Source organism: Cutibacterium avidum 44067 (assembly GCF_000367205.1).
In the GTDB taxonomy this organism is placed as follows: domain Bacteria; phylum Actinomycetota; class Actinomycetes; order Propionibacteriales; family Propionibacteriaceae; genus Cutibacterium; species Cutibacterium avidum.
In genome coordinates, this window is the sequence record NC_021064.1 from 514798 (window position 1) to 539202 (window position 24405).

General features: G+C 64.9%; 21 protein-coding genes. 13 read left to right on the forward strand and 8 right to left on the reverse strand.

Annotated elements, in window-relative coordinates; genetic code table 11:
• Positions 1-258 precede the first annotated feature (258 nt).
• Positions 259-1062 carry a hydroxymethylpyrimidine/phosphomethylpyrimidine kinase gene (locus PALO_RS02360; RefSeq protein ID WP_015582260.1) on the forward strand — a complete coding sequence of 268 codons (804 nt, stop codon included), beginning with the start codon at positions 259-261 and terminating at the stop codon, positions 1060-1062.
• A 78-nt stretch (positions 1063-1140) separates the two neighbouring features.
• Here PALO_RS02360 and PALO_RS02365 read toward each other — a convergent pair whose 3' ends face one another.
• Positions 1141-1875, reverse strand: coding sequence for an SDR family oxidoreductase (locus tag PALO_RS02365; protein ID WP_015582261.1), 735 nt, complete (start codon positions 1873-1875; stop codon positions 1141-1143).
• A 57-nt stretch (positions 1876-1932) separates the two neighbouring features.
• Between PALO_RS02365 and PALO_RS02370 the strand changes: the two genes are divergently transcribed.
• On the forward strand, positions 1933-3144 hold the full coding sequence (locus tag PALO_RS02370) for an arginine deiminase (protein WP_023033134.1): 1212 nt from the start codon (positions 1933-1935) through the stop codon (positions 3142-3144).
• A 26-nt stretch (positions 3145-3170) separates the two neighbouring features.
• Positions 3171-3590, forward strand: coding sequence for a hypothetical protein (locus tag PALO_RS02375; protein ID WP_004808883.1), 420 nt, complete (start codon positions 3171-3173; stop codon positions 3588-3590).
• A 40-nt stretch (positions 3591-3630) separates the two neighbouring features.
• Here PALO_RS02375 and PALO_RS02380 read toward each other — a convergent pair whose 3' ends face one another.
• The 3 genes from PALO_RS02380 to PALO_RS02390 are packed head-to-tail and all read right to left on the reverse strand — an operon-like array spanning position 3631 to position 6078.
• Positions 3631-4272 (reverse strand): Maf family protein, encoded by a 642-nt coding sequence (locus PALO_RS02380; RefSeq protein ID WP_015582264.1) that lies wholly within the window; start codon positions 4270-4272, stop codon positions 3631-3633.
• A gap of 1 nt (position 4273) precedes the next feature.
• A complete protein-coding gene (locus PALO_RS02385) occupies positions 4274-4492 on the reverse strand; it encodes an acyl-CoA carboxylase subunit epsilon (protein ID WP_015582265.1) in 219 nt (72 codons plus the stop codon).
• Between the two features lie 11 nt (positions 4493-4503).
• A complete protein-coding gene (locus tag PALO_RS02390; protein WP_004808880.1) occupies positions 4504-6078 on the reverse strand; it encodes an acyl-CoA carboxylase subunit beta in 1575 nt (524 codons plus the stop codon).
• A 192-nt stretch (positions 6079-6270) separates the two neighbouring features.
• On the opposite strand from PALO_RS02390, the gene PALO_RS02395 reads away from it, so the two are divergent.
• Positions 6271-7110 (forward strand): biotin--[acetyl-CoA-carboxylase] ligase, encoded by an 840-nt coding sequence (locus PALO_RS02395; protein WP_015582266.1) that lies wholly within the window; start codon positions 6271-6273, stop codon positions 7108-7110.
• Between the two features lie 47 nt (positions 7111-7157).
• Positions 7158-7874, forward strand: coding sequence for a Type 1 glutamine amidotransferase-like domain-containing protein (locus PALO_RS02400; protein ID WP_004808877.1), 717 nt, complete (start codon positions 7158-7160; stop codon positions 7872-7874).
• Here the strand turns inward: PALO_RS02400 and PALO_RS02405 are convergent.
• Positions 7861-8400 (reverse strand): PH domain-containing protein, encoded by a 540-nt coding sequence (locus tag PALO_RS02405; RefSeq protein WP_004808876.1) that lies wholly within the window; start codon positions 8398-8400, stop codon positions 7861-7863. The two genes, PALO_RS02400 and PALO_RS02405, sit on opposite strands and share 14 nt — an antisense overlap.
• Before the next feature lie 435 nt (positions 8401-8835).
• Between PALO_RS02405 and PALO_RS02410 the strand changes: the two genes are divergently transcribed.
• Together PALO_RS02410 and purE are read left to right on the forward strand one after the other, a co-directional pair.
• Positions 8836-10008: a 5-(carboxyamino)imidazole ribonucleotide synthase gene (locus PALO_RS02410; protein WP_015582267.1), complete on the forward strand. Its 1173-nt coding sequence runs from the start codon at positions 8836-8838 to the stop codon at positions 10006-10008.
• Entirely contained in the window at positions 10001-10591 is a 591-nt protein-coding gene (gene purE / locus PALO_RS02415) for a 5-(carboxyamino)imidazole ribonucleotide mutase (RefSeq protein WP_004808874.1), read from the forward strand. Before PALO_RS02410 ends, purE begins: the two co-directional genes overlap by 8 nt.
• A 72-nt stretch (positions 10592-10663) precedes the next feature.
• Here the strand turns inward: purE and PALO_RS02420 are convergent, their stop codons facing one another.
• The gene (locus tag PALO_RS02420; protein WP_041710210.1) at positions 10664-13624 is read right to left on the reverse strand and encodes a glycoside hydrolase family 2 TIM barrel-domain containing protein; all 2961 of its coding nucleotides are present in this window, start codon (positions 13622-13624) and stop codon (positions 10664-10666) included.
• Between the two features lie 284 nt (positions 13625-13908).
• Positions 13909-15213, reverse strand: a complete 1305-nt coding sequence (locus tag PALO_RS02425; RefSeq protein WP_435380249.1) for an LCP family protein — start codon at positions 15211-15213, stop codon at positions 13909-13911.
• A 105-nt stretch (positions 15214-15318) separates the two neighbouring features.
• On the opposite strand from PALO_RS02425, the gene PALO_RS02435 reads away from it, so the two are divergent.
• Positions 15319-16344 (forward strand): glycosyltransferase family 2 protein, encoded by a 1026-nt coding sequence (locus PALO_RS02435; protein ID WP_023031823.1) that lies wholly within the window; start codon positions 15319-15321, stop codon positions 16342-16344.
• A gap of 2 nt (positions 16345-16346) precedes the next feature.
• On the opposite strand, the gene PALO_RS02440 is transcribed toward PALO_RS02435, so the two are convergent.
• The gene (locus tag PALO_RS02440) at positions 16347-17078 is read right to left on the reverse strand and encodes a TIGR03089 family protein (RefSeq protein WP_023031822.1); all 732 of its coding nucleotides are present in this window, start codon (positions 17076-17078) and stop codon (positions 16347-16349) included.
• A gap of 67 nt (positions 17079-17145) precedes the next feature.
• On the opposite strand from PALO_RS02440, the gene PALO_RS02445 reads away from it, so the two are divergent.
• The 5 genes from PALO_RS02445 (at position 17146) to PALO_RS02465 (ending at position 24396) form a co-directional block, all read left to right on the forward strand.
• Positions 17146-18222: a mannose-1-phosphate guanylyltransferase gene (locus PALO_RS02445; RefSeq protein ID WP_015582271.1), complete on the forward strand. Its 1077-nt coding sequence runs from the start codon at positions 17146-17148 to the stop codon at positions 18220-18222.
• Positions 18219-18953 (forward strand): hypothetical protein, encoded by a 735-nt coding sequence (locus PALO_RS02450; RefSeq protein ID WP_015582272.1) that lies wholly within the window; start codon positions 18219-18221, stop codon positions 18951-18953. Before PALO_RS02445 ends, PALO_RS02450 begins: the two co-directional genes overlap by 4 nt.
• A gap of 148 nt (positions 18954-19101) precedes the next feature.
• A complete protein-coding gene (locus tag PALO_RS02455; protein ID WP_015582273.1) occupies positions 19102-19359 on the forward strand; it encodes a WhiB family transcriptional regulator in 258 nt (85 codons plus the stop codon).
• A gap of 157 nt (positions 19360-19516) precedes the next feature.
• Positions 19517-22861, forward strand: a complete 3345-nt coding sequence (locus PALO_RS02460) for a glycosyltransferase family 2 protein (RefSeq protein ID WP_015582274.1) — start codon at positions 19517-19519, stop codon at positions 22859-22861.
• On the forward strand, positions 22858-24396 hold the full coding sequence (locus PALO_RS02465) for a DUF5719 family protein (RefSeq protein ID WP_015582275.1): 1539 nt from the start codon (positions 22858-22860) through the stop codon (positions 24394-24396). Before PALO_RS02460 ends, PALO_RS02465 begins: the two co-directional genes overlap by 4 nt.
• The last annotated feature ends 9 nt before the right edge of the window (positions 24397-24405 follow it).

A 24405-nucleotide genomic window follows, 5' to 3' on the forward strand; every position in this document is an offset into this window, starting at 1 on the left:
GTACCGGCACATGTGAGACACCCCGCGGCTGGACAGATCGTGCTGCGCCAGATTGACCTCGGGTCGTCTCTGTCCATCGTCATCGAATTGTGCAGCGGAGTGCTTTCCTGGCCCTGCCGCTTACCGGAAAGGACCGCGGACGACCCAAGAAGGGACCTCCTGACGCCGCCATGGGCGGTTCCGTCAATTTCAGACGGTGTCGTGGTCGCTCCCCGGCAACTCCCGACATCACCGGGCAAGACTCCTAAACTGGCCGACGTGACGAAGATTGCACTAGCCATTGCCGGGTCCGAGGCCTCCGGTGGCGCCGGAGCCCAGACCGACCTCAAGACCTTCCACCAGCTCGGGGTGTTCGGATGCACGTCCCTGACCTGCATCGTCTCCTTCGACCCCGACAACGACTGGGGACATCGATTCGTGCCGGTCGATCCTCAGGTCATTCATGATCAGATCGAGGCCGCCGTCGCCGTCCACGGCCAGATCGACGCCGTCAAGATCGGCATGCTCGGTACCCCGACGACCATCGGCGTCGTCGCCGAGGCCTTGGAGACCTACAAGTTCCCCAAGGTCATCCTCGACCCCGTCCTCATCTGCAAGGGCCAGGAGACGGGTGCCGCCCTCGACACCGACAACGCCCTGCGTGAGCAGATCCTGCCGCATGCCGACGTCATCACGCCGAACCTCTTCGAGACGCAGACCCTCGCCGGCGTGGACGAGATCACCTCGGTCGAGGCCCTCAAGGATGCTGCCAAGAAGATCGGTGACCAGGGAGTTCCGGTCGTCATCGCCAAGGCCGGCACCCTGTTGAACACCGGCACCGCCCTGGACGTCTACTACGACGGCCACGACTGCGAGGTCCTCGAGGTTCCCGCCGTCGGTCAGGAGCGCGTCTCCGGTGCTGGCTGCACGCTGGCCGCCGCGATCACCGCGGAGATCGCCAAGGGAGCCAGTCCGCTGGACGCCGCCCGCGCCGCCAAGCAGGTCGTCGTCTCGGCCATCGAGAACCGGATGCACGGCAACGCCCCGTTCGACTGCGTCTACCAAGGCAATTACCGGGCCTGATCATTCATGACTTGACCCCGGCGGACATCCGCCGGGGTCAAGTCATGTCTCGGTCCGTCATGATCACAGAAGTTGGGGTCAGCGTCGGAAGACCGGACGCACCGACAGCTCCTCGATCATGGCCTCGGGGCTGGCCTCCAGGGCCGCGCGAACGGTGACGGCGACGGACTGTGGCCGCAGGTGCTCGGAGGCGTCGTAGGGACGTCCGGCTTGGGCCTGCAGTTCCACCTGCATGTCGGTGTCGACACGACCGGGGTGGATTGACGTCACCCGTACGACACCACGCTCCTCCTCGCGCAGGGCATTTGTGAGGGCTCGCAGGGCGTACTTCGAGGCCGCGTAAACCCCACCGCCAGCCGGGGTCCGCAAGAAACCAGATCCGGAATTAATCATGACGATGTCGCCATGGCTGGTCCTCAGCAGGGGCAGCACGAGGCGAGTGAGGTCGGCGACGGCGACAACATTGATCTCCAGCACTCGACGCCACTCCTCGCGGGTCTGGGCTGCGATCTCGCCGGGAGACGCGGCGCTCACCCCGGCGCTGTTGACGAGAACATCGAGACTGTCCAGCTGAGACACGGCTGCCGCGGTGGCCTCCTCGTCAGCCAGATCGACGACGAAGGGGGAGGCGTCAGGCAGTTCAGAGACCACCTTCTCGACGGCCTCGCGGCGGCGTCCTCCCACGATGATGTGGTGGTCTCGCCCCAGTTCCTCGGCGATCGCCCGTCCGATGCCGCGCGTCGCCCCGGTCACGAGGACTTTCTTGGTGTGCTGGTCGTTGTGTGAAGTTTCCGACGTCGTGGGGGTTTCCATGACGCAACCGTACTCGTCTTGCCAGCGAGCAATTCCGGGTTGTGGTTGGCTACCGTCATGGCAGAAAGCACGTGCGATGTCAGATCCGAAGTCGGGCGGTTGCGGACAGCCATCCTGCATCGCCCCGGCGACGAATTGCGCAGACTGACCCCTCGCAACAACGACAAGCTCCTCTTCGATGCAATGCCGTGGGTCGACCAGGCCCAGCGTGACCACGACATTTTCGCCTCGATCCTTGAGGACCGCGGCGTCGAGGTCCTCCTGCTCGGAGAGCTCCTGTGCGAAACCCTTGACGACGAGGTTGCTCGGCAGCAGGCCCTTGACGATCTGCTCACCGATTTGAGATATGGCGACGGGCTGCGCAGATACCTGCGTCAGCGTCTGTCAGAGCTGTCCAGCGAGATGTTGACGAAGGTGCTCATGGCTGGTCTGTCCAATGGTGAACTGGCCACCGTTGAACCCGCTGCACCCCGCAGCCTGGTGACGAGCCTGCTGGCTCCCGAGGACTTCATCATCGACCCGCTTCCGAACCTGCTCTTCACCCGCGACTCCAGCGTCTGGGTGGGTAACCACCCGGCCGTGACATCCCTGACGATGCCAGCACGGCGCCGCGAAACCCAACTGACTGACCTCATCTATCGTCACCATCCGAGGTTCCGGGGGCACGGTGACTGTTACGGCTGGCGGCTGGAGAACCTGGAAGGTGGGGACGTCATGCATCTGGGTGAGCAGGTCATGGCGATCGGTGTAGGGGAGCGCACCACTCCGTCGGGGGCCGAGCGTCTGGCGCGTACCGCCTTCGAGCTGGGAGTGGCGCACACCGTGCTGGCCGTGCCGATCCATCAGCAGCGCGCCACCATGCACCTGGACACCGTGTGCACCATGGTCGACGTCGACGCCGTCGTCATGTACCCGCAGATTGCCGACAGTCTGACGGCTGTTCCGCTCACTCCTGTCGGTGACGACATTCGTATCGGTGAGCCGACACCGTTCCTGACGGCCGCCGCCGACGCTCTGGGGATCGAGCGAATGCGCGTCATCGACACTGGCCTCGACCCCGTGACCGCCGAGCGTGAGCAGTGGGATGACGGCAACAACACCCTCGCCCTGGCGCCACGCGTGGTGGTGGCCTATGAGCGCAACACGAACACCAATGCTCGTCTGGAGGCCGCCGGCATCGAGGTACTGACGATTCCGAGCTCGGAGCTGGGGTCAGGACGTGGTGGCCCACGGTGCATGTCGTGCCCGGTGCTGCGCGACGAGCTGTGAGGTGACATCGCGATAGCATCACCGGCATGAGGTCCAGAGCAGCGGTCGTAGCGACGGCACTGCTCGTCGTGGCAGGGTGCGCTCCCTCGCACGAGGGAGCCGTGCCCACCCCGGCCATCGGTTCACCGACCCCGGCACCGGCTGGGGAGGAGACCCTGGCGAGCCTGGGGTTCGAATATGGTCCGCGGAACTTCCGTCTACCCCAGGGGCTTGACGTCACGATGCGGGTCGATCACGTCAACAACATCACCCTGCTCACCCAGCCCGACACTTCCGGAAAGATGCATGACTTCCTGGCACAGAACCTGCCTGCGTCGGGGTTCACGGTGACCGGGGATGGCAATGGGTCATTGACATTCACCTCGAACAGCCCCGACACCACGGGCTGGACCGGGGCGTTCACGAGCTCCGATGAGGCTGCTGGGCTGACCCTCCGGCACCGCTGAGCGTCGGTCCCGCGCGGGTCAGTGCCGCGCATACCCTGGCTCAGGACAGGTGCCCGCCCCTGGGCCCGTTCCACAGCGAGGACCATTCGACGTCAAGGTCCATGAGCATCTGACGCACCAATGGCAGGGAGATGCCGGTGACGTTGTGGGGGTCGCCATTGATACGGGTGATGAAGGCGCCGCCCAGGCCGTCGATGGTGAAGGCACCAGCCACCTTGGCCGGCTCGCCGCTGCTGACGTAGGCATCGATCTCGGCGTCAGTGAGATCTGCGAAGGTGACGACGGTTTGGCCGACGCGGGTCTGCTCGCGGATCTGACCGTTCTCGATGACGGCGATGTGGTGTCCGCTGACGAGGACGCCCTGGTGACCTCTCATCCGGCGCCACCACTGCCGGGCACGGTCAGCGGTGTGGGGCTTGCCGAGGACACGTCCGTCGAGATTGAGTACGGAGTCGCAGGCCACCACGATCGTCCGGTCGGCGGGGTGTTCGTCAAGGGCCCCGGAGCCGATGACCGAGTGGGCCTTGAGGCGGCACAGCCGGGCCGTCATGGTGGCAGCGTCCTCCCCAGGAAGGCGGCTCTCGTCAGCTCCCGAGGCGATGACGACGGGTTCGATGCCGGCTGAGCGCAACATACGCAGTCGGGCGGGCGATTTCGATGCGAGAACGAAACGGGTCGTCATGTCAGTAGCGCCGCAGAGATCCCCGCCAGGCCGCCTGGCCGGGCATGAAGGGTTCACGGATGGTGCGCCAGTAGGACTTCCAGCCGAAGGCGATCGGTCGGTCGTCCGGCACGTAGGCGTCCGGGCCCGGACGGGTGAGCTCGGTCAGCACCGCGACGAGGGCGCCAAGCTCCTCGTCGGTGAGATTTCCCCTGGTGACCTTGATCGGATCGTCGTCCATGGTGTGCTCACTCACAGCGGGATGTTCCCGTGCTTCTTGGGAGGCAGCGCCTCGCGCTTGGTGCGCAACAGACGCAGGGTACGGATGACCGAGGCGCGGGTCTCGTGCGGGTGGATGACCTGGTCGATCCATCCTCGCTCAGCTGCCTGGTACGGGTTCGACAGGGTCGTCTCGTACTCGTCGATGAGCTCCCTGCGCTTGACCTCCGGATCGGGATCGGTGGCCAAGGTGCGGCGGTGCAGGATGCTGACGGCTCCTTCAGCACCCATGACGGCGATCTGGGCTGTGGGCCAGGCGAGGTTGACGTCGGCTCCGAGGGTCTTGGACCCCATGACGATGTAGGCGCCGCCGTAGGCCTTGCGGGTGACGACGGTCAGCAGCGGCACGGTGGCCTCGGCGTAGGCGTAGATGAGCTTGGCGCCACGACGGATGATGCCCTCGTGCTCCTGCTCGACGCCGGGCAGGAATCCAGGGGTGTCGACGAAGGTGAGTACCGGGATGTTGAAGGAGTCGCAGGTCCGGACGAACCGGGCAGCCTTCTCGGAGGCATTGATGTCGAGGGTGCCGGCGTTGACCATTGGCTGGTTGGCGACGATGCCGATGACGCGGCCCTCGATGCGTCCGAATCCGCAGATGACGTTCGGGGCGAAGAGCTCGTGGATCTCCAGGAAGGTGTCCTCGTCGAGCACGGTCGTGATGATCTCGTGCATGTCGTACGGATGGTTCGCGGAGTCCGGAATGAGGACGTCGAGCTTGCGGTCGTGATCGGTGATCGTCAGGTCGGCCTCACCGTCGTCGTAGAACGGCGGATCCTCCAAGTTGTTTTGTGGCAGGTAGCTGACCAGGTCGCGGACGAACTCCAGGGCGTCGTCCTCGTCATTGGCCAGGTAGTGGGAGTTGCCCGACTTCGTGGAATGGGTACGAGCGCCGCCCAACTCCTCGAGGGAGACGTCCTCGCCGGTGACCTGCTTGACGACGGCCGGGCCGGTGATGAACATCTGGGAGGTCTGGTCGACCATGACGATGAAGTCGGTGAGGGCGGGGGAATAGACGTGACCGCCAGCTGCGGCGCCCATGATGATGGAGATCTGGGGGATGACGCCGGAAGCCCTGGTGTTGCGGCGGAAGATGTCACCGAACCGGGCCAGGGAGGCCACGCCTTCCTGAATACGAGCGCCGCCGCCCTCGTTGATGCCGATGAGGGGGCAGCCTGTCTTGACGGCGAAGTCAATGATCTTGCAGATCTTCTCGCCGTAGACCTCACCCAAGGACCCACCGAAGATCGTGACGTCCTGGCTGAACACACAGACCGGACGACCATGGATCGCACCGACACCGGTGATGACGCCGTCGGTGTAGGGACGCTTGCGTTCCATGCCGAAGTTCGTCGAGCGGTGGCGAGAGAACTCATCGAGCTCGGTGAAGGAATCCTCGTCCAGCAGCCGCAGGATGCGCTCCCTGGCGGTCATCTTTCCGGCGGCGTGCTGCTTTTCGATGGCCGAGGGGGATGCGGCATTGACGGCCTCGTCGATCCTCCGACCGAGGTCGGCGATCTTTCCTGCCGTGGTGTGGATGTCGATCTCCATGAGTTGAGACTATCCGTCACAGGCGACAAGCGTGGCGTCGGGCCGCTTTCCGGGATGGATGGCGGCCATGCGGACCGTGGCTGTCACGAGCTTCCGGAAGTTCCACGGCATCATCGGGCCGGTGACTGGCTGGTCGTCTGGGCCAGGGATGAGCTGCTGCGCTGCTCGATGGCTTACGGATAGTCTGGACGGGTGCCTTCCACGCCTGCTGCCATTGCTGATCGCGTCATCGAGCTTGCCGGGAACACGATGTTCACCGGGCCGTGCGGAGGGGGGATTGCCTGTGTCGACTCCACCGGCTCGACCAACGCTGACATGGTGTCCTTCGTCCGCGCCGGGGGAACCTCGTTCCGCCTCCTCGTTGCTGATCACCAGGAAGGCGGACGAGGACGTTTCTCACGCAGTTGGCACGACGTCCCGGGAACGAATCTGGCGATCTCTGCCCTGGTGCCCAATGATCGTCCCGCCCAGGACTGGGGCTGGCTCTCGATGGTGGCCGGACTCGCCGTCGTCGAGGCCATCGAGGAGGTTGGCGGGGCTGATCGCTCGCGGGTGACGTTGAAGTGGCCCAATGACGTCCTGGTGGATCTTGGCACCGACCATGGTGGCAAGGTGAGCGGGATCCTGTCGGAGCGCGTCGACGGACCTGCTGGTCCTCACGCCGTCATCGGGATCGGGATCAACGTGTCGATGGGGACCGACGAACTGCCCGTCCCGACGGCGACCTCCCTGGCGTTGTGCGGGTTGAATCACGACAAGAACGAGCTGTTGGCCAGCCTGCTGGTCCACCTCGACGAATTGCTGACGGTGTGGCTGGCGACCGGAACCGTGCGAGATCAGTACGTGGCGCGGTGTGACACCGTCGGTGCCCCGGTACGACTGACCTTCGACCCGGAGACCATCGGTGGCGGTGACGAGGCCGTCGACGGTGTCGGCGTCGACGTGGATGTCGACGGTGCCATCGTGGTGGAAACCTCGGAAGGACGTCGCACCTTCAACGCCGGAGACGTCAACCATCTGCGCACCAGGTGAGTTTCACCACGGCACCCTGAACGTCCCGACCACCTAGACTGCTGACCATGACGACCCACATCCTGGCCCTTGGTGGCGGCGGTTTCTCGATGTCGAACCGTGGTGAGCCCACCGCTCTCGACCGTCACATCCTTGACCTGTCCGGAAAGTCCTCACCCCTGGTGTGTTTTGCCCCCACCGCGGCAGCCGATGACCCGGTTTACGTCAATCGTTTTCTGGCCGCCTACTCGGCGCTGGGTGTGCGGACCATGGTGCTGACCCTGTGGCAGGGGGCTGCGGAGTCGGTGGAGCGTCTTTCCCAGGCTGACGTCATCGTGTCGGGTGCCGGCTCGGCGGCCAACCTCATGGCGCTCTGGCGGATGCACGGGGTTGACCACGTCATCCGGCGGATGACGTCCTCGGCGGACGACGTCGTGCTCGCCGGGGTCGCAGCCGGTGCGGCGTGCTGGTTCTCCGGCTGTCTCACGGACGCATTCGGTGACCTGCGTGCGTGGCGAGGTGGAATGGGTCTGCTCGACGGGTCGTTCTGCCCCCACTTCGACGGCGAGTCGGAGCGCGCCCCGATCTACGCACAGTCGGTTGCCAATGGGGTTCTCCCCGCTGGTTACGCAGTCGATGACGGAGCCGCAATCCACTTCGTCGACGGTGAGTTCTCCGTCGCCGTTGCTGAGCGTGAGGAGGCCACGGTCTCGAGGTTCTCCGCATCCGAGGAGCCGACCTCGTCGGGAATCCTGCGCGAGGAGCTCGACGTCACCGTGCTGTGACATTCCACGGTTGCTGATAGTCGTCGAGGTCCTCGTCGCCGTCATAACGCCCGTCGGTCAGGTCCGCGAAGAGGTCTGCCACTCGGCGGGCGCCCGGGACGTCATCGAGGACCAACTGGTCTGACGGTGTGGTGAGGATGAGCTTTCCACAGCCCATCATTCGATCGACGACGTCGGCCTGCCAGGACACGTCGACGAGGCTGTCAATCATGACGTCGTGACCCCGTCTGACGATGACGCCATGACGCAGCATCACACGTCGGTCGGTGATCGTCATGGTGGTGGTGAACCACTTCATCCACGGGATGATGGTACCGACGATGATGAGCGCGACTGCGACGATCGCGACGATTGGCCAGTACTGGGCTCGTATCTCGAGCGTCATGAGTCCGAGCAGCGCGGCAGCCCCGATGACTGCGACGAACCCCATGACGACAGGCCAGAACAGTGCTTTCGCGTGACGGCGGGAGTGCACCAGCACCGTCTCGTCACGATTGCGCCGCAGTGGCTGTCCGACTCGCACCATGTTTCCAGTATGGACGACCCCGCAATGTGAACGCGTGACGTGCGGTCAGTGGCTAGGCATGAGGTACGAGTGAGTGCCATGCCCTTACGCGTGCGGTCTGTGTCCCAGACAGTCCTCCTGCGTGTCCACGTCATGTTCGAGAGTGTCCGCACCGGCCTTGACCCAGCCGTCCTGGGGCCCTCACCTGGTTGGTGAGGGCGGCTGCGGCCAGCTGTCCCTGCAACACTCGTGGAGAACCCGGAAAGACGGCTGCGCTCTGCTTGATGAGATGGCAGCAGCCCTTCATCTTTTCGGCCGTTCCACGGGCGATCGCTGATAACCCTCGGCCGGTGTCCGGATGGGAAGCCGACGTGAAGACGATTCGACAGGGAAATCCACGGGTGGAAGATCCGGGAGAACAGCTCTTCCGCGGTTCTGTGTCCGGTGGCCGTTACGATGAAGGTCGTGACCTCCTACACCATTGGAATCATTGGCGGCGGGCAGCTTGCCCGCATGATGCACCAGGCTGCGATCGGATTGGGGGTGCGCACCCGTCTGCTGGCCTCCGACCCTGACGAGTCCGCGGCCCAGGTGATGTCTGATGTCGTCGTCGGCTCCCATCTCGACCACGACGCCGTCATGGACTTCGCAGCTGGGTGTGACGTCGTGACCTTCGATCACGAGCACGTGCCGACCGTCCTCGTCGAGGAGATGGAGCAGGCAGGGTGTGCCGTCCGCCCCGGATCGGCCGCGATGGTCCATGCTCAGGACAAGGTCGTCATGCGTGAATTCATGGCGAAGGAGGGATTCCCGAACCCGGCCTGGAAGGTCTGTGACACCCCCGACGATCTCGTCGCCTTCGGTGCGGACCACGGCTGGCCCGTCATCGCCAAGACGTCTCGCGGCGGATATGACGGCAAGGGAGTCTTCAAGATCGACGGACCTGACGGTGCCGGGGAACCCTTCGAGGCTGCCGGCGGACTGGCCGACGGCAAACAACCGATTCGTATCCTCGTCGAGGAGTTCGTCGATTTCCGACGCGAGCTCTCTGCCGTTGTCGTCCGCTCCCCGTCGGGTCAGGGAGCCGCCTATCCGGTCACGGAGACCATCCAGCGTCACGGGGTCTGCGCCGAGACCATCAGCCCGGCGCCGAAGATGTCCTCGGACCGCCAGGTGGAGTTGCAGACCATGGCCCTGGACATTGCTGGGCGTCTCGACGTCGTCGGTGTCCTCGCCGTTGAGCTCATGGAGCGCGAGGACGGTTCCGTCATCGTCAATGAGCTGGCGACCCGCCCCCACAACACCGCCCATTGGACCATCGACGGTGCCGAGACGAGCCAGTTCGAGAACCACATGCGAGCCGTGCTCAACCTTCCGCTCGGCTCACCGGCCCTGACAGCCCCCGTTGTCGTCATGGCCAATGTCCTCGGCGGGTCTGAGGAAGACCTGACCGGGGCTCTGCAACACTGTTTCGCTCGTGACCCGGAACTGCGCGTCGAGTTGTACGGGAAGTCCGTGCGACCCGGCCGCAAGGTCGGTCACGTCACCTGCCTCGGTGACGACGTCGAGACGACTCGCCGCCGGGCGCGCCACGCCGCCGCCTACCTCATGGGAGAACACGATGCCTGAGACCACCGCCAACAGCCGCAAGCCGCGTCGCGGCAAGAAGGTCGAGACAGCGGCCGGAGCCGCATGCCGGTTGGCTGGTGACGCCACGGGCCCGCAGGTGTCGATCATCATGGGTTCGGACTCCGACTGGCCGACGATGGAGCCCGCCGCCCAGGTGCTCACCGACTTCAACGTGGGATTCGAGGCGGAGGTCGTCTCGGCTCACCGGATGCCCGAGGACATGGTCGAGTTCGGCCGTGGCGCCCACGAGCGCGGTATCAAGATCATCATCGCCGGTGCCGGTGGTGCTGCCCATCTGCCCGGCATGGTCGCCGCGTTGACCCCGCTGCCGGTCATCGGAGTGCCGGTTCCGCTGGCCCATCTCGACGGCATGGACTCCCTGCTGTCCATCGTCCAGATGCCTGGTGGTGTACCGGTGGCGACGGTCGGCGTCGGTAATGCCAAGAACGCCGGTCTGCTGGCCGTGAGGATTCTTGCCGCATCGAATCCCGAGCTGTGCGACGCCATGGTTAAGTACCAGACCGAGCTGCACGACATGGCGGCCGCCAAGGGGGAGAAGGTGCGCACCCACTCGCGCCCCTGAGCGAGTCATCGATACGCGGATGGCCCCGAACCGTTGCGGCCCGGGGCCAGTTCGCTGCCTCCAGACCCTTGGTCAGATCAGGGACAGGGTCAGCGACAGATCAACCGGGTGGGCGTACAACCGGTGGGACATGATCGGCATCGGACCGCAGGAGGTCGATCCCAGTGGGGCCGAGAGGGCGTCCAAGGTCAGCCAGGTGTGCCCGTCGGGCTCCAGATCCCAGGTATGGTCGGCGCTGAACAGGGCCTTGGACGTCCACGGGCGAACCGCGAATGCCGGCCAGCCGCCATCAGCGGCGACGTGCAGACCACCGTCGGGGCCGGTGATCGTAAGCTCGTGGACGCCCTGACGAAGACCGTTCTCCTGAGGCATGACGTAAGGCGTCTGGAGGCTGGCGACGTCGGAGTTCCAGCGTCCCCAGGTGGCGGCGTGCTGGGAATCCGGGTAGTTCTCCGTCGGGCCGAGTCCGAACCAGGACACGGTGCTCCACTCATCCGGCAGCCCCATGGTCACGCCGATGCGCCCCAGCATTGCTGGCCAGTGCCCGTGCGGTTCGACGTGGAGGTCGAGATGGATCCCTTCGGATCCCTCGTCGACCTGGACGGCTTGCCAACTCCACGTCGTCGTCATGGAATCTCGAGCAGCTGCTGCGGCACTACGAGTGACGACGACCAGGTCATCTCCCTCCTCGCGCACCGAGACCGTGGTGTGGACGAGCCGGTCGAGACCGGCAGCCAATGCGGAGCCACCAATGTTGTTACGAGCCAGGCTGCTGGCCCGGTCGTTGTCGATCAGGGCGCGGAAGAGATCGAGAACCGGTGTAACGATGCCGTTCCCGCCCAACTCCACGAGACGACCACGACGGTCGAAGCGAGCAGGTCCGAGAACCCAGCCGCTACCGTCGCGACGCGGATGGGACGATGCCGGAGGACACGGACGGGGGAGAGGCTCGGGGATCAGCAGGCCCGACGCCCGTGTCACCACGTGGCCCGCCTGAGCCCAGATGGTGTCCTCGACTAACCTGGCCTCGACGACGACGACCATCCGGTCGGAGATCTCGTCGGGAACCGGCACGGATCCGGTCCAGGACTGATGAGCGGGCAGTGCTCCGATGTCCAGAACACCTTCGTCGGTGACCTTGCCGTCGTCGACGAGTTGCCAGACGAATTCGAGATCGGACAGATCGGCGAAGTCGAGGCGGTTGATGACGGTGATGCCGTCGCCGGCGCGCAAACGTGACCCGTCGACCTCGATGCGCACCGCACCCATCGTCGCCGTGAACTCCAGCAGGCCAGGCGAGGGGGTGCGATCGGGCATGACGAGCCCGTCGCAGACGAAGTTTCGATCGTGCAGCACCTCGCCGAAGTCGCCGCCATAGGCATATCCGCGTCCGGTGTCGATGCCGTGGTCGATCCACTCCCAGATGAATCCGCCGTGCATACGATCGCGGTGGAAATGCGGGTCGAAACAACGTTCCTCGTAGTCAGCGAGCTCACCAGGGCCATTGCCCATGGCGTGGGCGAACTCGCACATGAAGAAGGGCAGCCCGAGCTCGCGGCCGGTCTGCGGAACAGGCTCGGCGCCCGGCATGACAGTACGGTCGCGGACGGCCTCGACCCACTCCATCCTCGGGTACATGACGGTCCACACGTCGGAGATGGTGTGGGCATGGTCGCCCTCGTAATGGGTGAACCGGGACGGGTCGCGATGCTTGACCCAGTCGTTCATGAGGCGGATGCCCTCACCGCAGTGGGACTCGTTGCCCATCGACCATCCGATGATCGAGGGGTGATTCTTGTCCCGTTCCACGGTGCGCTGGACGCGGTTGAGCAGGCAGTCGTACCAGCGGTCGTCGCCAGTGGGGTTTCCGTCCCAGCCGCCCCACTCGAAGCCGTGGGTCTCCAGGTCGCACTCCAGAAGCACCCAGACGCCGTACTCGTCGCACAGGTCGAGGAAGCGGGCGTCCGGTGGGTAGTGTGAGGTGCGGATGGCATTGACGCCGTGACGCTTCATGAGTTCGAGGTCGGCGCGCATGGTCTCCTCGTCGAGGGTGCGTCCGGTGTGCGGATCCCACTCGTGGCGGTTTACGCCGCGGAAGACGACCTTGTGTCCGTTGACGATGATGACGTCCCCGTCGATGGCGACGGTGCGGAATCCGATCCGCAGGGAGACGGTCTCGGAGCCCGTTGAGACGGTGGTGTCGTAGAGCCTGGGGGTCTCAGCTGTCCAGGGCTGCGCGTCGGGGACGGTCACCTCGGTGTTGCAGGTGGTGGTGACGCCGAGTTCCGGGATGGCGACGGTGGCGCCGTCGGGTCCGTCAATGGTGATCTTGGCGGCGCCGTCCTCCCAGGATGCATGGACGAAGAGGTCGTCGATGCCGCCCTGCGGGCGTGCCAGCAGCGTGACCTTGCGGAAGATCCCCGACATCCGCCACATGTCCTGGTCCTCCAGGAAGGTGCCGTCGGACCATTGACTGACGGCTACTGCCAGCACATTGCGGCCGGGGCGCAGTTGCGCAGTGACGTCGAACTCACTGGTGAGACGCGAACCCTTGGTCCAACCCAGTTCGACTCCGTTGAGCCAGACGCGGGCGAAGGAGTCGACTCCCTCGAAACGCAGCAGCACCCGGTCAGCATTGGTGAACGTCTCACTGACCTGGAAGGTGTGGCGGTAGCACCCGGTCGGGTTCTCATTGGGAACGACGATGTCTTCGTCGGAAGCCGGAACCGGAATCGGGTAGTTGACGTTGAGATAGGCGGGGCGCCCGAACGGTGCTTCGCCCGCCGGGTCGGTCATCTGCCACATCGAGGGAACGGCGAGGTTGACGAAGTCGGTGTCGTCGAATCCAGGGTCGAAGAAACCTTCCGGTGCGTCAAAGGGGGAGTCGACGAGCTGGAAACGCCACGTTCCAGACAGGTCGAGGGTCGGGGCATCGGTGTGCAGGTGAGCCCGTGGGGCCACAGGCCCCTGCCACGGGACGAGGTTCGTCAGGGCGGCGTCGATCCCCGGAGCGGTGTCGGCATTGGCAACCATGGACACCACCATAGAACCTGATGATGAAAACGTGTACACCGCGATGTCAGAGGGTGAGCGCTGAGGTGATTCGAGGTGTGGTCTCGCTCGGCAGGCTGATGATGCCGTGGTGGTCCCGGAAGATGCGTGTCGCACAAGCAGGTGGGATGGCAGTACCGCCACGGTTTTCCGGAGCTACCACGGCCTGTCCGCGTGATCAGGGCTGTGACGGGCGAGCCAGGCCGTGGTAGTGCGACCGAGAGGAGAGTTGATGGAGACACCGACCTCGGCGTTTCAACGTCAGATCAGGACAGCTCGGTCACCCTTGAGGTGTCACCGCTCCTCAGCTCGTCCCACAGCTGGGCAGCCTTCCTGTCATTCCACAGCACCGAGGAACCGGCCGAGGTGTTGGCCGAGACCGTCGACACCGGGACCGTCATCTTGATGCCGTCGTTGCCGGAAACCTTCATGAGACCGCGAGCGGTCTTGAGTGCGATCAAGGTCGAGGTGTCGGTGCCGAGCTTCACCGCATCCGAGGCCGCCATGTTGAGGTTCCAATATCGCACCGGATTGATGAAGGTCCACGGGCTGAGAGCCTTCGTCGCGACCTGGGAAGCCACCTTCTGCTGCCTCTTGACGCGCCCCAGGTCACCCTCGGGATCGGCCTTTCGCATGCGGACATATCCCAGGGCCTGAACCCCGTCGAGGGTCTGGGTGCCGGCAGGAAGGTTGGTGTGGGAATCCTTGTCGACCATCGGATTGTCGAGGGTCACCTTGACTCCGCCGACCGCATCGACCATTTCCACGAAGCCACCGAACCCGATCTCGACGTAGCCGTTGACACGCAGGTCAGTGGCCTTTTCGATCGTTTGGACCAGTAGCTTGGCGCCACCAATCGAGTATGCGGCGTTGAGCTTGTTGTGATGGTGCCCCGGGATGGGCAGGTACGAGTCGCGCGGCAGGGAGATCAGGACGTTCTTTCCCTCCGGCGGCATGTAGAGCAGCAGCATGGTGTCGGTGCGAAGACCGCTCTCGGTGCCGGTACCCAACTCCTTCTGCTGTTTCGTCGTGAGGTTTTGCCTCTCGTCGGTGCCGACGAGGAGCACGAGGGTACCGGGATGGCTTGCACCCCGCGGACCGTCGGGAGTGGCATCGACGGTTCCGGTCCGACTCAACGCATAGGACGGTACGGCGACAAGCCACACCAACCACGCCAACAACAGCACCATGATGACCTTGAAAGGGTGCCGACGCTTGCGAGGGCGCGGTGCGGGACGACTCGCAGGCTGCCGCGGCCGAGGAGGAGGGGCTTGACGCGGGGGGCGACGGGCCGGTTGGGCACCCAGCCGGTACGGATCACCAGTGGGCCGTGGGGATGACGTCGACCGTGGGCGCGGTCGGGCGGATCGGTCGGCACCCTGTCGGGATTGCGGACGGCGACCACCTTGCGATCGACCCGCCCCACTGTGGGGTCGGCCCGATTCGCTGTGCGGTGCATTTATCGGATCGATACGGGTGGCGTCATTGGCGTCAACTCCGTATAGCCAGTCCAGGTCGGACTGACGAGATCGCTTGTCGCGGGGACCGCGCCCAGTGTCCCGATTAGGCATGGATTCCACGGTAGTCGCAGGGCAATGCAGATTGGTGAAGCTTATTGGGCGAGTCCCGTGTGCCTCAGGATTCACAGTTTCTCCCGAACTGGCACAATGTCGTTCATGTCGTCATACCTCGCGCCCCCGGTCAGTGTTGTCATACCGGTGAGGAACGAGGAACGGTATCTCGAGGAATCGGTGGCCGGTGTCCTCAATCAGGGCTACCCGGGACAGATGGAGGTCATCCTCGCCATCGCTCCCAGCGCTGACCGCACCGCTGAGATCGCTCAGGAGCTGGCTGCCCGGGACGATCGCATTCGGGTCATCGACAATCCCGGCGGCACCACCCCCAAGGCCCTTAACCTCGGTGTGGCCGCTTCTCAGTACGAGATCATCGTGCGCGTCGACGCTCACGGTGAGCTCGGCCCGGAGTACATCGCGACGGCTGTCGAGTTGTTGGAGCGAACCGGGGCGGCCAATGTCGGTGGAGTCATGGACGCCAAGGGTCGTACCCCCTTCGAGCAGGCCGTCGCCGTCGCCTACACGTCGAAGCTCGGCCTGGGTAGCAGCGCCTTCCACCAGGGAAATGCCCCTGAAGGGCCAGCGGAAACGGTCTTCCTCGGGGTGTTCCGCAAGGCGGATCTTGAGGCCGTCGGCGGCTTCTGCCCCGAATTCGATCGGGCTCAGGACTGGGAGCTCAACTACCGTCTGCGGCAGTCCGGACGAGAAGTGTGGTTCAGCCCCGATCTCCGGGTGACCTACCGACCCCGTTCCACCGTCAAGGCGTTGGCCCGGCAGTTCTTCCGCACCGGCCAGTGGCGTCGTGAGGTCATGCGTCGCCATCGCGACTCGGTGAGCCTGCGCTATCTGGCCGCTCCCATTGCGGTCACCGGAGTGGTGACGGGAACGGCCCTCGGAATCGTCGGAATCGTCGAGGCAGCCAGAGGCAAGCCGTGGCTGAAGCGTTGGCCGCTCATCGGATGGGCGGCTCCGCTGGGCTATGGAAGCATCATCGGGATTGGATCGGCCGCGATGAAACGCGACATGGATCCGGGCGTCCGGGCTCGACTGCCCGTGGTGTTGGCGATCATGCACATGAGTTGGGGAGTCGGATTCCTCGTCGGTCTCGGCGAGCGTTCCGAGGACTGATCTCACACCTCGACGGCGCCCTCTTGAGTGGTGATGGCAGCGACATCGTCGCTCGACTCGACCAGGACGAGTGACCCGCCGCCGAGCAGGCAGCTGACGAGGGTCGTGGCGACGAGTTCCCCGCCACCGACCCGAATCCGTTCCGGGGAGAGCAGCACCGGTCGGTCCAACGGCACGACGCCGCACAGCTGCTCGCCGGTCCATTCCTGGCATCCCTTGAGCCACACTGACCCGGACGTGGCGGGTCGTGCAGTGACGAGGTCGTCGGGGCCAGCCAGCACGTCAGCGTTGTCGATGGCCCCCGGAACGAGGTTCTGGCACGGGGTTGCCAGTGGCGTGAGGCTGCACTGGACGAGGACCTCGGGGGAGTCAACAGGGTCGGTGTCCGGGCCGATCACTTCCACTGTGGCTTCGTCCAGCCCGGTGAGGTCAGCCCGCAGACCGGCCCACCAGGAGGACAGCAGCCACACACAACTGGTCCAGTGGCCAGGGCGCTGCCCGAAGACCGACAACCTCGCGACGTCTCCTGCCGCGATTCCCTCGGAGTCGAGCAGGTGAACCGATTTGGTCACCCAGGTCAGCAGGGTGCGGGCAGATAATTCGCCGCGATCCGCGCCGTCGTACCAGGTCAGGATTGGCAGCGCACCGGCCTCCTTGCTGCGACGCCACAGGGCGGTCAGCGGGTCAGAACTGCGGGAGATGGTTGGTCGGGCCAGGGAAACCATGACAACCATTGTGAAGGGTGAAACGCTGTGGTGCGTCCAACACGGTTGCGTCGGTGTGGCCAGATACTCTGTCGACATGCAACACGTACTTATCCTGGCCGGCGGGTCTGGCACGCGCCTGTGGCCGCTGTCTCATCAAGGAGAGCCCAAACAGCTGTTGGAACTCATCGACGGGATGAGCCTGCTGCGGATGGCATACGAGCGGGTGGCCGGTCTGGTCCCGGACACCAACATCGTGGTGTGCACCGGAGCCTCGTATGCCGACACGGTGGCCAAGTTGTTGCCGGAGATTCCGGCCGAGAACATCCTCGGTGAACCGGTGGGGCGTGACTCCCTCAATGCCGTGGCATGGCCGGCCGGCATCATCGCTGACCGCGATCCTGATGGCGTCATGGCTGTCGTCACGGCTGACCACATCATCCGTCCCGCTGACGACTTCCGTGCCGCTCTGCAGCACGGATTCGATCTCGCCACGGGAGACCCTGCCGCACTGGTGACCTTCGGAGTTGTTCCCACCGAGCCGAACACCGGTTTCGGTTACCTCCACCGGGGCGGCCCGCTGGAGTCGTATCCGCGTGCTCACAAGGTTCTCGAGTTCGTCGAGAAGCCCAGCCCGGAGCTTGCCCGCGAATACCTCGATTCAGGCGAGTACTGGTGGAACTCCGGCATGTTTGTCTGGCGGGCCTCGACCCTGTTGGACTGCTTGTCCCATCTCAAGCCGCAGACCCGGCGCCAGGTCGACGAGCTCGTCGCCGATCCCTCCCGGATCGCAGAGGTCTACCCACTCATGGAGAAGATCTCCGTCGACGTCGCGGTGATGGAACCGGCTTCCCGCGGTGGATGCGGAGTACGTGTCGCTGCGATTCCGCTGGAGATCCAGTGGTACGACGTCGGCTCCTACGAGGCGTTGGCCCCTCACCTGCCTGATGACGGCGAGGGCAACCACGTGACGGGTCTGACCGTCACCGTCGACTCGGACGGGAACCTGCTCATCAACGACCGCCCTGACGCCGTCCTCGCAGTGGCAGGTCTGCACAACATGGCCGTGGTGAGCACCGATCGCGCCACTCTGGTGGTGCCGTTGTCCCAGTCCCAGCAGGTCAAGGCTCTGGTGGCCGAGGTGGCCGCCCAGGCGGGAGGGCGATTCGCGTGAAGAACGCCCGGGAAATTCGCGAGCCCATCGCATGGACTGTCATCGTCATCAGTATCGGATTCCTCGTAGCCGTTCTGGTGCGGGCTGTCACGATGATGACCCACGAGCACAGTGGGCTTTTCGGAATGGCTCGTAGCTTGTCGGGAAGCTCGCTGGGCATCGGCATGATCCTGCTGCTGGTGGCCGCAGTCTTGGTGTGCCGGTTCATTCGTCCGGCGACTCCTCATGCCGAATTGCTCGGCAAGGTGTCTGCTCTCATCGTGGCCATCGCGGCCGGATTTGACCTCATCCTTGCCCTGCTCGCTCCCATTCATGGTCCTGGGGGATTCCTGGGAGCGTCCCTGGGGCTCTTCGGTGACCTTCTGGCCATTGCCATCAAGGTTCTGGCCGCGTGGGTACTGCTGGTCTTGACGCGGCCGGAGGCATCCACCTCCGACGGTGTCGAGAACTCCGACGAGGAGCCCGAGCCGGAGGATTCGGAGCCGGAACCCGCAAGTCAGCTTGTGGCCACCCAGGAAGCTGACACTCCCGCTCAGGAGGAGTTCAGCTGGCCCGAGGGGGTCGGTGCGGTCTGGACGAGGGCCGGTGATGCCGCGAGTGGAGCAGGCGCATCCGCATGGGATCCGGCGCAGACCAGAAACGCTCAGAATTGGGCGAGCGATTCGACATCTCAGCAGACCGGAGGAAACTCGGAAGACCACCAATGGTCGAACGACTGCGAACGGCGCTGAGAATCAACCACAGGTCTGCCTTGATCCCCGGCGCGACACGCCAGTAGTTGTGGGGTTTTCCCGAGACAGAGTCGCGCGCTGAATCTCACACGTGTAATTTGTGCATCGGCGCGGAATCCGCCGCGTCTGATCTCGAGGAGCTTCCCCCATGGACGAGATTCTGACTTTGTTTGCCGGAGGCGGTGACGACGAGCCGGAATGGCACGACAAGGCCTTGTGCGCTCAGACTGATCCGGAGGCATTCTTCCCTGAAAAGGGCGGATCCACCCGTGAAGCCAAGCGCATCTGCGAGTCCTGCGAGGTGCGTCAGGAGTGCTTGGAGTACGCCCTCGAGAACGACGAGAGATTTGGAATCTGGGGCGGGTTGTCCGAGATGGAGAGGCGTCGACTGCGCAAGCGGGCGTGACCATCCTGGCGGCACACCACGGTGGGGATGACGGCCCGTTAGAATTTCCGGTCTGCGCGGAGGTGTCGTCGGCGCGATTGGTATGTGTGATGATCAGTCGTGTACATATGACGTGCACGCCGAGCTCCATGACGTCGACGAACAGGTGGCCTGCCAGGTGAGTGACGAGAAGTACTCTGCGGAGACCGAGCCCGACGAGGGGCGTCGGCCTGACCTCGGCGATGCTCCACGCACTGCGGAGGGGCTCACGGACTGGACGATTCCCGTCATCCCATCGGTGCGTGTCGATCCGGGGGACTGGGCATGGGCGCATGAACGTCGTGAGCCTGCCGTCCCTGACATCACCGCTGACGAAGTCGCCGTCATCCTGCTCGTTCACCAAGCGGCAGATTGGTTGTCGCGAACTCTCAACGCCTTGCGTCGCAGCGACGAGAGGGCTGCGGTCCAGATCGCGGTTGACCTTGGTTCCACCGATGAATCCACGAACTTGTTGGAGGAGGCTGTCGGTGAGGGGCTGCTGGAAGAATGTGTCACGGCCAGCGCCGACACCACGCCTGGTCAGGGCGTCAACCTCGCCCTTGATCGTCTTCCCGACGATGTCACTCACGTTTGGATCTTGCATGACGACGTGGAGGTGGGTCGGGACTCCTTGAGTTCACTGCTCCATGAGGCTTCTCGCAAGCCTCACCCTGACGTCCTGTACCCGACCTTGCTCAAGCCGGCTCGGCACAATTACCCCGAGTTCATTGACGAGCAGGGCCAGAGCGTCAGTACTGGCGGTACTCGGGTTCTTCCCGTCGTTGACCGCGGTGACATTGACCAGAAGCAGGCTGACCCCGGCCCCGTCCTGGGGGGATCGACGGCTGGGATGTTCGTCCGGCTGGAGGCGTGGAGTCGGCTCCACGGATTTGATCCTGCCCTTCCGCTCTTCCGTGACGGCGTCGACTTCGGATGGCGTGCCAACGAGGCAGGCATGGTGGTGCGCACTGCGCCGACCTGCACCATCCATCACCGTCAGGCCGGTCGAGGGTGGCAACGTGAGTCGAATCTGGCCCCTCGCCCGGACGTCACCGACCGTCTCGCCGGCATGCGCATGGTCGCGGCCCGTACCGGTCACCCGACCCGCACCAGTTTCGCCTTGTTGCTGGCCAGCGTGTGGCGATTCATCGTTCTGCTGGTCGGCAAGGCCCCTTCCCGTGCTGCCGACGAGTGGCGAGCCGGCTGGCAGCTGTGGAAGACCCGTTCAGTCACCCGCGAGATGTCGCAGCGGTTGCAGGAATTCCATGCTCAGTGTGACCCCGACGATCTGGAGAACACCAATCGTCTACTGCCCAGCCGACGCAGTGTGTGGGCTCGAGCCGTCGACCGTTACGCCGGGGATCTCTCCGACCGGATGCATCCGTGGCGAAACGAGGACGGAACGACGATCGACGATCTCACCGGCGACGATTTCACCGCCCGTGACCATCGCTTCGTCGTCAACCCGTACACCGTGATGGTCGGGCTCATGGTGCTCTGCGGGCTCATCGCCTGCCGGGGCCTCTATGGGCCGGGCAGTGTGACCTCGACGTGGTTGGCTCCGGCTCCGCATGGGCTGTCCGGTGCCTGGCACCGGTGGCTCACCGCTGTTCCGGGCGTGAGGGGAGCGAATGCCCCGTGGCTTGCCTGGCCGGCCTTCGGCTCGGTCCTGACGATTGGCGAGCCAGAAGTCCTCGTCCGCATCCTGCTCGTCCTGGCGCCGCTGCTCACAGCGGTGTCGGCACATCGTCTCTTCCGTCGCGTCATGGGCGTCGGCGTGACGACCGTGCTGCTCTCCAGCTTCTGGGGACTGTTGCCGATTCTCACCGGAGGTCTGGCACGCGGTTCGGTGACGGCCGTGGCACTGGGCGTCATCCTTCCCCACATGGCATTGCATACTTGGCGTCTGGTGAACTCCGAGACGATTGACGTCGCCGAGCTGCGTGGTGCTGGTATCGGTACCCGTCAGGTTGGGGGCGTCTCTTCCGCAGGTGGCCTGGCCCTGTGGTCAGCTCTGGCGATCAGTTTGGTCCCGGCGCTGTGGATCTACCCGCTGGCGGTTGCTGTAGGCATCCTCATGACCCGGCCGCGCCGTCCGCTGCTGGCAGCTATCGTCGCGGTGGGGCCGCTCCTGGTCATCTCGCCGTGGATTCCACGGCTGTTCAGCGAGCCCGGACGGATGGTGACTGGGGCCGAGCCGCTGTTGAGCCCCGTCGTCGAGACGCGGGCCGGGTTGTGGCTGTTGGTCGGACGCTCGATCGTCCCGGGCACGGCTCCTACCGCGTTCACCCTGATCGCTATGATCCCGTTGTGGATCGCCGCGTTGTGGGCGGTGTGGCGCCTCGTCATCGACCGGTCGGCCTCCATCGGATCCCTTACCGGACATCCGAGTGGCCGGGTGCTTGCCCTCATCCTCGTCTATTTGGTGTGCCTCACCCTTGCCGGTGTCGGATCGCGCGTCCTGGTTGACGTCTGGGGTGTGCAGGTTCATCCGGCCATTGAGCCGTGGCAGCTCGTAGGCGTCGGCGTCCTGCTCATGCTCATCGCAGCAGCACGCCAGTCCGCCCTGCTCAAGCGGGCTGAGGTTGATCATCATCCCGCTGACGAGTCGCCGACCTTGGGAGAGCTCCTCGTCGGTATTGGTAACCGGTGGTTGCCCTGGGTGATGGCAGTCTCCGTCGCCGCAGGTGGCGTCTGGTGGTTGGTCGGTGGCGCTCGTGGCCCGATGTCCACCACTGACGAGATGCGTCCCGCCTATGTCACTGCGGTGGAGGGCTCGCCGCGCCAGACTCGCACCCTCATGGTGAATGTGCATGGCAGCGATGCCCGCTGGGACCTCGTCGATGCCGAGAACCCGAGCTGGGGAAGTGGCGAGCGCCCCGCCATTTCCTCGGACAGCCGGATCGCCAATCCAGCTTCTGACCTTGCTCTGGCAGTGGCGACAGGTGCTGTCCCTGACGACCTCGCAAGCCGGCTGTCCGCACTGGGAATTGGCCATCTGTGGCTGCGTGGGGCAGGAGCCGACGTTGTGGCCCAGGTAGGCAATACGGCTGGTCTGACAGCCGCTATCACTGATCCGACGACGACCGTCTGGACGGTGGATGGGCAGCCGTCCAGGGCCGTCGTCGGCGCGCCCGGGGGAGACCAGGAGCCAGTGGTCGGGAAGGTCACCACGTCAGGCACCCTGACGATCCTCGAACCCCGTGACGACCGCTGGAAGGTCGAGGTGGGTGGCACGAAGCTTCAGCCGGCTGCTCAGCACGAGATCGGGGTGTCCTACCAGGTCGGCTCGGCTCGTGGCGACCTGACCTGGTCGATGCCGACCCAGGGATGGGCCTGCGCGATTGAGGTGGTGGCTCTGGTCGTGTTGATGCTCGTCGCCGGCCCCCAGTACGCCCAGCGCAACCGTGTCGCCGCCCCGCGCCGTTCCGTCCCTGCCCGTCGCCGGAAGGCGCGCCGTAACCATCGTCAGGAGGAATCATGAGCGATCGTCCACGCCGCGCCCTCACCGATGACGAGGAGCCCGAGGAGATCTTCGAGGCCGAGCCCGGCGAGGCTGGTCCTGCCCGACGAGCTGTGGATGCTGAGGATGCCGGCGACCAGCCGGTGGTTCGTGCTGCCCGGGCCATGGATCCTGACGACGTCGCCACTCCGGATGAGGACGACCTTGACGGAACCGACGGCGATCCGTCGACAGCATCAGCGGTTGAGAGGCCGACCATTGACGACAAGGCAGGACACCACTGGAAGGGTCCGGTCTGGGTGGTGACCTTGGCCGTGGCAGCCGTGGCAATCTCATTGTTGACGACGGCGATTCCGGAGTCCCGACGCACGGCTCCGGCGGCTCAGTTCGTCTCGTCCGGGCGAACCCTCGTGTGCCCGCCCTCCCAGGGGAAGGCCAGTCTCGCCGCTGGCTCCGTGGGCGGCAGTCTGCACGTCGGCACGTCCGCGGACAAGCTGTCCGAGACCTCGGTTCCTGCCGTGACGAAGATCGACAACTCGGCTGGATTCGTTCGTTCCATGGCAGGGCAGCATCCTCCGACGGGATCGGTCCTGTCTGCCGACCATGGCATGACGACGTGGGTTCCTTGCGTAGGGACTGCCACCGATGGTGCGGTGAGCCTCACCAATCCGTCTGCCTCCGATCTCGTGGTCGTCAACGCGGATACTCGGGTGGCGACTGTCGACGTCACCTTGTTGGGTTCCAAGGGAGAAATTGACACCGCCGGCATGCGTGGCATTCGGGTGTCTCCCGGCCAGACCAAGGTGCTGCCACTGTCAGTGTGGAACAACGACACCACCCCTGTCACCGCGTTGATCGGCTCCAGGGAGGGGAGAGTCGTCGTCGGCGCCCGTACCTGGGCTCCCAAGGGCCGCGAGACGATCGCGATGGCCCCAGCCTCCAAGACTGTCTACTTGCCAGCGGTCCCGGCGAAGGTGTCCACCGCAACCCTCGTCATCTCCAACCCCGGCACGACCCGGTTGGGTGTGTCCGTGACGGCACTGGCGGGGCACGGTCCGTTCACCCCTGACGGTGCTGACGAGATCGACATCGATCCGCGTTCGACGATTCAGGTCGATCTGTCAAAGGCGTTGGCGGGAGAAGCCGTCGGCCTCAAGCTGTCGGCCCATGATCCGCTGGTGGCCAGGTTGCTCGTGCAGGGAAAGCACGGTACCACCGATTACGCCCTCGTCGGACCCGGCTCGTCCAGCAAGGTGCTCGAACAGACCCTTGGCGCCGGTGGCACCCTCGAGCTGTCGAACCCTGGTGGGGAAGCCGTGACGTTCACAGGCACTCTGACAGCTGACGGCGGGAAGAAGACCGCGGTCAATGGGACGGTTCCGGCAGGATCCACCTGGTCAGGGAAGGTTCCAGCAGCAGGTCACCTGCACGTCGTCGGGTCGGCTCCACTCGTCGGCGGTGTGGTGTCTGGCAGCGGCCTGGCCGTCTTGCCGTTGGACGCCATCGCCACGTCGACGAACGGACGCCGCGCCACCGTCGACCCGCTGCTGCGCTGACAACAGTTG